Origin of the sequence: Streptomyces sp. NPDC000075 (assembly GCF_040301925.1) — a bacterium.
Taxonomy (GTDB): Bacteria; Actinomycetota; Actinomycetes; order Streptomycetales; family Streptomycetaceae; genus Streptomyces; species Streptomyces polychromogenes.
The window spans coordinates 72,500-83,835 of the sequence record NZ_JBEPFL010000037.1 but is presented as its reverse complement, the minus strand read 5'-3'; the positions used below and the strand labels follow the sequence as shown (position 1 = coordinate 83,835).

Genomic DNA, 11,336 nt, shown 5'->3' with positions numbered 1-11,336 from the left:
CTCGACCTCCTCGACATCCTCGTCAACGCCCACCTGCTGCAGAACCCCGCCCCCGACGTCTACCGGTTCCACGACCTCCTCGGCGAGTTCGCCGCGGAATGCGCGGAGCGGGAGGACGACGAAGACGAGCAGCGGGCCTGTCGCCTGCGGATCCTCGAGTGGTACCACGCGGCACTCCACCGGGCCAACACACCCACCGGCCCCCGACCGCACGCCGACCCCGCACCGCTGTCCGACGCCCCGCTGCCGGAGTTCGCTGGCCCGGGCGAGGCGCTCGCCTGGACCAGTGCGCACCTGGCCGCCATCCACCACGCCGTGAAGACCGCCGCCGAGATCCGTCCCCAGCTGAGTTGGCAGATCGCCAACTGCCTCTTCACCTGGACCACCACCAACTGGGGTGTCGCCGGGGAGTGGGAGCAGCCGTTCCACGACGCCCTCGCCGCAGCGGAGCGCGTCGGCGACCTCAAGGGCCAGGCGCGGATGCAGAACATGCTCGGGGTGGCCCACGGATGCTCCTTCCGCAACGAGACCAGCCTCGTGTACTTCCGCACCGCCGCCGCTCTGTACGAGCAGCTCGGGGTGCCGGAGCGGCAGGCCCAGGTCCTGGCGAACTACGGGACCGCGTGCGGCCAGGCCGGCAGGGTGGAGGAGGGGTTGAAGGCGATGCGGCGCGCCATCGAACTGCGCGGACCGGCTGCGGCTCCGACCGCCTCCTTCCTCCATCCCCTGGGCACCCTGCTCCTGGCAGCGGGGGACGCGGCGGCCGCGGAGGCCGTCTTCCGCCAGTGCCTGAAGATCAGCCGCGCCGACGGCCAGGTCCTTCACGAGGGCATCAGCCTCGTCACCCTGGGCGACTCGCTGCGTGCGCTGGACCGCCGTGAAGAGGCCGTCGCCTGCATCGAGGAGTCCCTGAGGATCTACCGTCGGCTCGGCAACGACTTCCACACCGCGGACGGCCTTGAGGCGCTGGCCCGCACCCACTTCCACTTCGGCGACCACGAACAGGCCAGGGACACCTGGAACCAGGCCCTGGCCATCGCCCGCGACCACCGGATCGAGCGCGTACGCGAAGACTGCCTGAAGGGACTCGCCGCCCTCGACTCCTGAACACGTGTCCGAGGCGGCGTGGGGAGTGCCCCCGCGGACCGCGGCCCCCGCCGGGATCTCCCGGCAGGGGCCGCTGATCATGCTCTACCTGGGGTGGTTCAGTTCCAGACCTTGCCGTAGAAGTAGCCGCCGGTGCCGTGCTCGTAGTAGTGCTGCCCGTACAGACCGCCCACGCACCTCGTCTTGGTCTCCACGGGGTTGCTGGCGAAGGAGGCGACCATCACGCCGGTGTCGGCGTCCCAGAGCTCGGCCCGACCCCAGTAGGCGAGGGCGGTGTGCGTGCCGGAGAAGCAGACCTGGTGGTTGCCGTTGGCCGGTATGCTCGCGCTGTTGCAGGTGTACCCCTCGCAGACGGCCTCGGCCGCGCTCGCGGGTCCGGCGGCGAGCAGGCCGAAGGTGGCTACCGCGAGGGTCGTCACGACAGCCTGACTGATCTTCTTCTTCTTCACGATGCCTCCATGGTGTTCGGGAAAGCCGGCTGGACGTCGCACGTCCACCGCTTGACTCGTCACAGGCGCCGCTCGCTGAGGAGGGGCACGCAGAGCACTGTGCCGGGCCCCGCCAACAGCCCACTAACACGCCACCAACACGGCCCGCGCCGGGCCGGCCTCTCGGTAATGGGCGACGTCGGCCGGCCCCGCGACCACCTCCCTGCCGTACGGCTGCCACGTGTATCGCCGCCTGCCGGGCATACGCTGGTGGTAGCCAGCCTGGTCTGGTGAGCCGGCCGAGGAGCCATTCCACCCGTACTTCGACGACCTCGGAAGCGAACGGTGGCTCTTCGCGCGCATCTTCCGAGCCGACCAGGGTGCTGTCGCAGAGTTCTCCGTCCGTCCTCCGGAGGACTGGCCACGGCTCAAGGCCCAACGGCTGGAGCACCATTTCAGGCGCAACAAGCTCGACCTCAAGTTCCGTGTCGAAGCGGCGCGACATCTCGCCACCCGGCGCAGAAAGGACGCGCGCACCTGCGCAGCCTCGGGGCGTGAGCTCTGCGGCTCGTACTCGTAGAAGACGCCGAGAGCGTCGCGGACGTCGACCCAAACGACTGGGAGTCGGCCTGGTTGTACGCCCTCGCTGAATGCGACTGGTACCTCGACGGCGGCATGAACGAGATCTGGCTGCGTAGGTGAGAACCGGCTCTGGTCCACTTCTCCATGAAACGGCCACGCAGAGTAACGAATTGGCTTGGTCTGGGCTCCAGGTACAGTCGGAGCGCCCCGTGAGATCGTGCTCGCACAGGAGTCTTCCTTGCTCGAACCGGACCGCTTCGCCCTTCTCATAGTCAAGCCAGACGGAGTGGCCCAGCACCTCACTCGGCTCATCTCTCACTGGACACGCGACCGGGGCTACAAGCTGCGCGGTTTCCGGGAGCTGACCCTGAGGCCGGAGCACCAGCTCATCCTCGATGTGGACTCCCACGTCGGAGGGCGGATCGATCGGCAGCTGAGCGAGGTGTTTTACGGTTTGGGACCGGTGCACGCCTTGCTCCTGCAGCGGGAGGGCAGCCGGTCCTCGGACGAAGGGTCGGCTGCAGCCGAGCTCGCGGGCCGTTTCATGGGGGATGCCCTTCCCCACCGGGCCCGACCGGGCACTCTGCGGGGGGATTTCGGGGCCCTGAACCCCGTCTTCAACCTGGTTCACGCAACCAACAGCACCGACGATCTCGACCGGGACGCCCGGGCCCTCTTCGACCGCCCTCTCGTCGACCTCCTGGGACTGAACGGTGCCAGACCGGATGGAATAGCCCAGACCCCGCACCTACTGCGTCCGTTCAAACTGTGGAGCACTGTGGCGGACGTCCTGACCACCTGGCTGGGGCCGGGGGTGGTACGGCCCATCGACTGGCCTGCCGACTCCCATGGCCCGTCCCATCCGGCGGCCGGCGCTGCCCTGATGGCCTGCGCCCGCGCCGCACAGCGGGCCGGGGCCGAGGATGGCGAAGTGCTGACGGGAGTGCTGGACGGGAACACTTCCTACGCGCAGTTCGCCCGCCAGGTTCCGACGGTGGACACATGGCGCGGATACCTCGCATACACGACGCTGCGTCACTTGACGCTGTGCGCTGACACCCCGTGAGCCCTGATCGCTACTGGCCGCGACGTTTTCGGTACAGCGACACCCAGTCACGCTAATAGGACGCGCTTGCGAAGGAGCTGGAATCCCGCGCGGCCGAACATCTGGCGTTTGAGCATCTTGATCCGGTTGACATGGCCTCGGAGGGTGGGGCGGAGATGCCCCGGCCTCGGCCGACGAGAGCGCTCGGGAGGGCTACTGTGGCTCATATGATCATCGAAGCGGGGGACGAGGCCATGCCCGACAACACCGGTCCGTCCAGGGCGATCATGATCGGGGGCGGGCCCGCGGCCCTGGCCCGCCCGACGGGAGCCCTGTTGGTCGACGACTGCGGCAGCCTGTTCCACCGAGGCGTGCTCGACAGCCTCGGCCACACCCCCGATCAGTTGCGGGCCCTCGACCGGTGCGGCTTCGACCCCTACCTCCACGCCGCGCCCACGGAGCGCGTGCCGAGCACGGCCGTCCGGGAATGGCTGGACCAGCTGGCCACCTCCGGCCCGGTGATCAACGGCACCGCCGAGCTGGCCGTGGACGTGGAGGGCCGTCTGGTCGCGATCATCGAGCCCGCAGGGGACAAGGCCCCCCTCACCCTCGACGTCGAGGGCATACCGACACTCGCCCCGGGCCTGCCCGGACAGCTCGTACCCGGCACCGACCCCGCACTGCACTCCTTCAACCAGGTCGGCCATGAGCTGCTGAAGACTCTGCACAGGACGGGTCCGGCGGCGAACGAGCTGGTGGGGGCACTCATCGACCTGGTCAACGAGAGGGGCGGCGGCCCGGCAGACGTGCTGGCCCTGCTGGAAGGTGCCGATCCGCTGCTCCTGGCACCGGTCACCGCGCCGGTCCAGGCCATCCGGGCGATCGCCGCCTTCTCGCGCGCCCGCGCGGACGCCGCCGGACGGCTCTGCTTCGGGGACTCCCTGGTGTACGGGCGGTACGCGGCGACGGCCGCCGACAGCTGGATCGTGGCCGGCGGCGGGGATCACGCTCTGGCCGCGGCCGAGGCCCTCCTCACCGGGAACCCGGCCGCCGAGGTCACCGTGGTCGCCGCCGCCATCGACACGGCAGCGGCCAACACGGCGCGCTACCGTGATCTGCGGAGCCGCCATACCGCGGACGGCGGTGGTGACGGACGTCTGCGGTTCCGTACGGGCACCGAGCCCGGCCCGATCACCCTCACCGGTACGGGCCGCTTCACCGAGGGCGGGGTGGAGGCGGACGGGTACGCGATGGCCATCGGCCGGCGGCGCGAGCTGCCGCACGCCGTGGGCAAGCTGACGTACTGGGCGCGATGGGCCCAAGGACGGATCACCGGCACGCTGCTCTTCGACACCGACCTGCACTACCTCGGCTACCGGCTGCACTTCGCCGGCGAGGGACTGGTGCACCAGGTGGACGTCACCGGTGCTGCCTCGTGGTTCCTGCCCGCCGAGGTGTTCCCGGCGGAGCAGGCCCGCCGGGTGGAACGCATGGGGCAGCGTGCGACGCCGCCGGAGTCGGGCCTCACCCCCACCGACGTGCTGCCGGTCGCCGAGCAGGGTGCCCGCCTGGCGGCCGCCCGACGACGGGGCACGGTGCGGGAGGCCGACACCGTCCCGGAGCGCTGGGTGCCCTCCGCCTGACCTGGCGCCGGACACCGGCCCGGGCGGCGTCATCCGTGCGGCCCACGACCTGCTGCCCGACCCCGGCCTCTCCATTACCTCTATCGCGAAGCCGCTGGGTGCCCCCCCCGGGCACCCTTTACAACCACATCCCCGACCTCCAGGAACTCCGTCCGGGCGCAGTGCCCCGTCAGCTCGAAGCCTCCGCGAAGCAGGCGAAGCCCAGCAAGATCGTTCTCACCGGGAGTTCTTGTACCCCAACTACTCACACCCGAAGAGGCCCGCGGGTTCAGGAAAACCGAAGTCTGTTCAGCGGGAACTCGCGGGTCGGTCCGTGTGCATCAGCTGGGCGAATCCGTGGGTTCGGCGGGAACCGTGGGGCGGGCTGCGAGGCGGCCGGCTTCGGCGGTGACCTCGGCATCGACCTGGTCCAGGGTTCTGTCGCCGTATTCGAGGATGTCGTACTCGTCGTCGAGTTCAGCGAGGCGCTCGGTCAGGGGCAGCTCATGTCCGTGGCGCTGGTGAATCTTGAATGTGAACTCCCGAGGCGTGAGCTCTCCAGTGAGCATGCGGCGTGCGAGGGCTCGGGCGGCGGCTTCCTGACCGGCCTCGCCGTCGACCGGATAGAAGGCGAGGCCGAGTTCGTCGAGTGCTATGGGAAGCAGGTAGTGGACGTCGTAGTCCGCCTCGGCGCGCGTGCAGGCGGCGAGGATGCGAAGGCCTGGGGTGTCGAGTCCGGCGACGAGCGCATCACAGGCGGCGTTCACCACGTCGCTCGCGCGGATTTCGCCCATGCTCCAGAGAGCGGCATGGTCCTGGAGCGCGATTGCTGCTGCTTCGGTCGAAATCACCCATCCATGATTCCCTTCACGGCACGTCCAGGTCGACCGGATTTCATCGAAGGTGCTGTTCAGCGGCCTGTTCCAGCAGGGCTCGTGTGGAGTCCGCGTAGCGCATCGCGGTCTTCCCGTCGAGCCCGAAGACCTCGGCGAGATGCAGTGGGTCAGGCCCGTGGGTCAGGGCCTCTTCGAGCTGCCGGTCAACACGAAGCCGCTCCAAGGTGGCGTCCTGTCCCCTCGTCGGAGCACTGATCCAATGGGTGCTGGCCCGGCTGGTCGTGTTGGCGGTCTGGTTGTTGATCAGCGTGTGGAGGTTCGCGGTGCTGGGCCACCGACGGCGCCGGTATTCCAGCCACTCCACCATGAACTCCAGAGTGAGGTCGTCGAGAGGCCGGGCGCCACCAGCGATGGTCAGCCGGCGGTTGCCGAGATCGATGTCGTCGAGCATGAGGGCGGCGATCGGGCCACCCGGGCAGCATGGACCGCCGCGAGGGCGAGAACGAGCCGCGCCGCCGGGGTCATCGCAGCACCAACGGAGCGTTCGACCTGCTCAGGGAGGAGCGGTTGCAACACCGCGTACTCGATCTGACCGACCTTGATCCGGCTGGTCAACCCTGGGGTCCGGCTCCCCAAAGGTCCTTCAGGGCCCGCCCCCATCAGCCGCACCGGATCATGAGACTCACCGGGGCACTCGCCTCTTCGACACCGCAACTGCCGCGGCCAGACCACTGAACCGCATATCGGGGCCGGCCGGGGACGAAGCGGAAGAGGTGCTGCGTGACCACCTCGCCTGATTCCCCGGCTGCCGGCTGCCGGCTGCCGGGAGGCCACGTGGGTCAGGGCCGTGATGGTCGCCCGCCTGCAGGCGGGCGGCGACCGGCGGCCTCTTCCCTCCCACACCGTTGCGGCGCTGTGAGGAAACCCGCCCGCCGGCCTGACCCGGCGCTCCGGCCGTCACCTTTCGACCCGTACGCCGAAGGAGCACCCACGCGATGAGCCGCTCGCCCACGAGGGAGAGCTGGGACGCCCATGACGGGGCCGGCCGCAACTTCCGCGCGCTCGACGACGCCGAAAAGGCCGTTCTCCACCAGCACCTCGCCCTCCCGGATGAGCGGCGGGGCGCCCGGGCGTCCTGTGTCCCGGCGTCCACCGCTGCCTCGGGGAGCGCAGACCGACCGCCGTCGCGGCCGGCCGCCGGGCGTTCGGGCCGTGCGCCTGGTCGCCGCTCGGTCGGGCCGACGCCCGGTGCAGGTCGTGCCGGTCGGGTGACCTGACCCATCCGAGTGGGCATGTTTCCGGCATATTCACCGGCGCCTGTGGCTTTGTGTGCGGCATGACTCCTCTCCGCCGCCCCGGCCGGTCCCGTCTGCTCGCGCTCTGCGTCACCGCCATGGCCGCGCTGCCCCTGGCGGCCGCCTCCGCCACCGGTGTCTCCGCCGCCCCCGCCGTCACCCGAGTCCCGTCTCCCTCGGACGGCGACGGGGCGGAGGTGCTCCGTGACCGCACCGTCCCGCTCGCACTCGACGACTTCCGGACGCTGTGCACCGGGGCTCCGTTCGGCGCCCCGCGCGCATGGACCTTCGACTTCTTCGACAACGTCCGCCTCACCGCCGTCGAAGACGGCATCGACGACGACGCGGGCACGCGTACCTGGTCCGGCCACGTCAAGGGCAGGCCGGACACCAGCGTCATCGTCTCCCTGCGCGGCGTCTGCTCCGCCGCCCGCACCCAGCCCGAAGGCACCGTCGTCGAGGTCGTCGCCGACCTCGGGAAGCACGTCTACCACCTGGAGACCCTGCCCGGCCGCCCCCTGCGCGCCCGCATCACCGAGGAAGACCCGGCCAAGCAGCCGCACCACGCCCCCGACGAGCTGGCGGTGAGTCCGTCCGCGCGCACCGCGCCCCGCCACTCCCTCGCCGGGCGGGCCGCGGCCACCTCGCAGAACCCGGCCGTCATCGACGTCATCGCCGGATACACCCCCCTCGCCGTGCAACGGGCAGGCAGCGAGCAGCAGGTCGTCAACACCATCCACTGGGCCGAACGCAAGATGAACGAGGCCCTCGCCGACAGCGGCGTCCCGGCCAGCATCGACATCATCGGCACCTACAACACCGGCTACACCGGCAACAACACCTCCTCGGTGATGTGGAGCAAGCTGAGCAACCCGCACGACTACGAGCTGGGCAGCGCCGCCGCAGATCTGCGCCGCCGCTACGGGGTGGACCTGATCACCGTCGTCAACAGCGTTCCGGGCCAGTCCTCCGGGCAGGGCAGCCTTCCGGTGCGCGGCAACTTCGACGAGAGCCTCGCCTTCTCGGTCGTCGACTACGACTCGCTCACCGGCTGGTACAACCTCGGTCACGAGATCGGCCACAACCTCGGCCTCTTCCACGACCGGCGGACCCTCTCCCAGCAGGTCCCCGACGGCAGCTGGGTCAACGACCTCAACACCCCGTACGGGACGGGCTGGATCACGGCCGACGAGGAGCACACCTCCCTGATGGCGTACGCCAGCTCCTGCCGCCGGCCGTGCCGCACGGAGAACACGTACTCCGACCCGCAGCTCAGCATCTACGGGCAGCCCCTCGGCAACGAGAGCAACGACAACGCCAGGCTCGCCCGCCTCACCGCTCCCATCGTGGCCGGCTACCGCGCCCTCACAGTGGCCCGGACCCGCTACGCCCTCACTCTGGAGAGCTCCGACGGCGGCAGCGTCCGCCCTGCCGTCTACGGCCCCTACAAGCCGGGCACGGTCGTCGCCGTCACGGCGACCCCGGCCGCCGGCCACCGCCTGGCGGCCTGGATCTACGACGGTCGCCAGTACGGCCCGAGCGAGCAGGTCAACGTGACCATGGACGCCGCCCACACCCTCAGGGCGGTCTTCATCGAGGCCTGAGGCCGGGCAGGCGTCGTCGGCGGCCACGCCGAACAACGAGCCCCCGTTACCTTCTTCGTGGGTCCCGCAATGGGGCCTCCGGCCTTCGGATCCGGCATGACTTCCCCCTTGTTGTCCATGAGCCGGGGGGTGTCACTAGGTCCGGAGGCATCGACGGACCGCTGATGAGGGGCTTGAGCACCGGTTTCACCCGAGCCAGAAGGACGAAAGCGTGAGGGAGGGGCCCGCACGTGATCGACACCGGCGACATCGACGTCTTCCTCGGCCTGGACGTCGGCAAGGGCGAACCCCACGCCACCGCCGTCACCCCGGCCGGGAAGAAGGCGTTCGGCAGGCGGTTGTCCAACACCGAGCCCACGCTCCACGAGCTGTTCGCCAAGCTGAAGGCCAAGCACGGAACGGCGCTGGTCGTGGTCGACCAGCCGGCCTCGATCGTGAGGCGAGGACCGACGCGAGGGACGCGTTCATCATCGCGGACGCGGCCCGCGCCCTGCCGCACACGCTGCGGGCGATGGACGGCGAGGACGAGACGATCGCCGAGCTGGAGATGATCGTCGGCTTCGACGACGACCTGGCCGGCGAGGTCACCCGGGTCGCGAACCGGCTCCATGGCCTGCTGACCCAGATCCATCCCTCGCTGGAACGGGTGTTGGGGCCGCAGTTGCAGCACCCGGCGGTCCTTGCCTTGCTGGAGCGGTTCGGGTCGCCGGCCCAGATCCGCAAAGCCGGGCGGCGCCGCCTGGTCACGGTGTTACGGCCGAAGGCACCAAGGACGGCCGAACGGCTGGTCGAAGACATCTTCACGGCCCTGGACGAACAGACCGTCACCGTTCCCGGCACCGAGGCGGCAGCGCTGATCGTCCCGAGCCTGGCCGGTTCCCTGACCGCCGTCCTTGACCAGCGCAAGCTGCTGGCCGGGCGGATTGAGGAACTGCTGGACGCCCGCCCTCTTTCTACGAACCCCGGCCGGCAGCCTCAGGCTGATCCTCAGCTGCCTCGCCGCACACGGGGCAGTCCCGCGCGTCGACCGAATCCGTCACGACCGGATGACCACAGAAGTCACACGGCCGCACGCCCTCGCCCGCCGAGTCTCGCGGCTGCGCCGCCGCCCTGTGTCACGCGCCTTACGAGTTCCTCTTCGCCTACTTCCAGACCTGGTAGTCGCTGCCGTTGCAGGCGTGGGTGTAGACCCTGCCCTCGCGGTTGCTGTCGAGGCACAGGCCGGTCAGTCGGCTGACGATCTGCATTCCGTCGCCTGTCCAGTTCTCCACCCACTGCTGGTTGACGTTGGCCGGGGATCCGCAGGGCTCGATGTAGACGTTCCCCAGGCCGTCCTGTCCCTGGTACCAGCTGGAGAGGCAATACCCGTTGGAGAATCCCGAAACGTTTGTGGTGATCTTCCAGAACTGGTTGTTGGTGTTTTCCTTGATGTTGTTCTGCGAGTCGTTCCAGATCGTGCTTGCGTGCTTGCCATCAAGGGGACCGGCCATACCGCAGCGCGCCACGGCCCCGGCGCCCGTGTCGATCGCACCGTTGTTCCAGACCCTCAAGCAGCCGCCGGTGGCCTTGCCTGCGGTCCGAAGGCTGGACTCGGCCATCTTTTAGCCACGGCTAAACGAACAGGGTGGGGATGCGCGTGGCAGTGGGGATCCGGCTCTCGGCGGCCGAGGTGGCGCGGGTACGGCTGGCGGTATCACCGCTGGCGGAGACGGTGTTCGGAGTGCGAGCCGCGCTCGGCACCGGGGGCCACGAGGTGCACCGGATGTGGGTGCGCGAGGCGCAGGTGGTGTTGGCGCGGGAACCGGAGCTGCCGTTGCTGCGGATGCTTCTCGGACACCTCGTGCCGTCTTTTCTGCTTCCTGTGCCGAGGGAGCGCCTGCCGGCGTTCGAAACCGAGCTGGCGGATGTGCGGGCCATGGAGCCTGAGTACGTCATCACGGAGTGCGCCGCCGCGCTGCCCGGTCGGGCTCGGGAGCTACCGCCGCCTGCGGTGCTCGTGGAACGGGTGGCCGATGCGCTGGAGCGCTGCCACAGCCTGCTGGTGGCACCGCACTGGGGGCGGATGCGGGCCGTTCTGGAGGCGGAACTGAGCCGGCTCGCGGTCGCGCTGGTCGATGGCGGGGTGGAAGGGCTCTTCGCGCAGGCGCACGGTGATGTGGTGTGGCGGGAAGGCGAGTTGTTCGTGCGGCGGCGCTCCCATCCGGATCAGGTCTGGAAGGTCGAGACCCGCGGCCACGGACTCGTCCTGATGCCTTCCGTCTTCGGCTGGCCGAACATCGGCGTCGATCACTCCCCCTGTGGTGCCGCCACGATCCAGTACCCCGCTCCCGGCGTGGGACTGCTCTGGGAGCAGCCCTCGCCGGCATCCGCGGGACTGGCCGTCCTCCTCGGCCGCACCCGCGCCGCACTGCTCGCGGAACTCGCCGAGCCCCGCAGCACTCCCGACCTCGCCGCCCGCCTCGGTGTCACCGCCGGTGCCGTCTCCCAACACCTCGGAGCTCTGCGCGGAGCCGGCCTCGTGACCACTCGACGCACCGGACGCACGGCCATCCACCTGCGTACCCGAACGGGCACTGCACTCACCTGTCAACCAGGAGAACCGACGGTCTGACACAAGCCGGGCAGCACTTGCCGGCAGCCGCCGGGTACGGAGGAACACGTCGACGGACCAGTGGCCGGTGGACGAGCTGCTCGATCTGGCGCGGGAAGGGCTCGGGATCGGGGCATGAGTGATCAGCCGGGGGTGCGTGCCCGGCGGCTGTGGAATGCGTCCAGGTGAGGGGTAGTACCGCGGCCGAACGGGGCGAGGGCCGGGCC

General features: G+C 69.8%; 9 protein-coding genes and 1 pseudogene. 6 read left to right on the top strand and 4 right to left on the bottom strand.

Going from position 1 to position 11,336, the window contains the following annotated elements; all coding sequences use genetic code 11:
* A partial coding sequence (locus tag ABT403_RS32200; protein ID WP_351650416.1) for a tetratricopeptide repeat protein occupies window positions 1-1,107 on the top strand: 1,107 nt, incomplete at its 5' end.
* Window positions 1,108-1,205: 98 nt separating this feature from the next.
* On the opposite strand, the gene ABT403_RS32195 is transcribed toward ABT403_RS32200, so the two are convergent.
* Window positions 1,206-1,556: a hypothetical protein gene (locus ABT403_RS32195; RefSeq protein WP_344153259.1), complete on the bottom strand. Its 351-nt coding sequence runs from the start codon at window positions 1,554-1,556 to the stop codon at window positions 1,206-1,208.
* A 799-nt stretch (window positions 1,557-2,355) separates the two neighbouring features.
* Between ABT403_RS32195 and ABT403_RS32190 the strand changes: the two genes are divergently transcribed.
* Entirely contained in the window at window positions 2,356-3,183 is an 828-nt protein-coding gene (locus ABT403_RS32190) for a nucleoside-diphosphate kinase (RefSeq protein WP_344153257.1), read from the top strand.
* A 206-nt stretch (window positions 3,184-3,389) separates the two neighbouring features.
* A complete protein-coding gene (locus tag ABT403_RS32185; RefSeq protein WP_344153254.1) occupies window positions 3,390-4,805 on the top strand; it encodes a hypothetical protein in 1,416 nt (471 codons plus the stop codon).
* 320 nt (window positions 4,806-5,125) lie between these two features.
* Here the strand turns inward: ABT403_RS32185 and ABT403_RS32180 are convergent, their stop codons facing one another.
* Together ABT403_RS32180 and ABT403_RS32175 are read right to left on the bottom strand one after the other, a co-directional pair.
* Complete coding sequence (locus ABT403_RS32180; RefSeq protein ID WP_344153251.1) at window positions 5,126-5,635, bottom strand: vWA domain-containing protein; 510 nt, start codon at window positions 5,633-5,635, stop codon at window positions 5,126-5,128.
* A gap of 43 nt (window positions 5,636-5,678) precedes the next feature.
* Complete coding sequence (locus ABT403_RS32175) at window positions 5,679-6,071, bottom strand: hypothetical protein (protein ID WP_344153248.1); 393 nt, start codon at window positions 6,069-6,071, stop codon at window positions 5,679-5,681.
* Between the two features lie 885 nt (window positions 6,072-6,956).
* Between ABT403_RS32175 and ABT403_RS32170 the strand changes: the two genes are divergently transcribed.
* Together ABT403_RS32170 and ABT403_RS32165 are read left to right on the top strand one after the other, a co-directional pair.
* On the top strand, window positions 6,957-8,519 hold the full coding sequence (locus ABT403_RS32170) for an InlB B-repeat-containing protein (protein ID WP_344153245.1): 1,563 nt from the start codon (window positions 6,957-6,959) through the stop codon (window positions 8,517-8,519).
* Window positions 8,520-8,749: 230 nt separating this feature from the next.
* A pseudogene (locus ABT403_RS32165) lies at window positions 8,750-9,474 on the top strand (IS110 family transposase); the annotation flags it as partial.
* Between the two features lie 187 nt (window positions 9,475-9,661).
* Here the strand turns inward: ABT403_RS32165 and ABT403_RS32160 are convergent.
* Complete coding sequence (locus ABT403_RS32160) at window positions 9,662-10,117, bottom strand: RICIN domain-containing protein (RefSeq protein WP_344153242.1); 456 nt, start codon at window positions 10,115-10,117, stop codon at window positions 9,662-9,664.
* Between the two features lie 32 nt (window positions 10,118-10,149).
* On the opposite strand from ABT403_RS32160, the gene ABT403_RS32155 reads away from it, so the two are divergent.
* Window positions 10,150-11,130 carry an ArsR/SmtB family transcription factor gene (locus ABT403_RS32155; protein WP_344153239.1) on the top strand — a complete coding sequence of 327 codons (981 nt, stop codon included), beginning with the start codon at window positions 10,150-10,152 and terminating at the stop codon, window positions 11,128-11,130.
* Window positions 11,131-11,336: the final 206 nt, after the last annotated feature.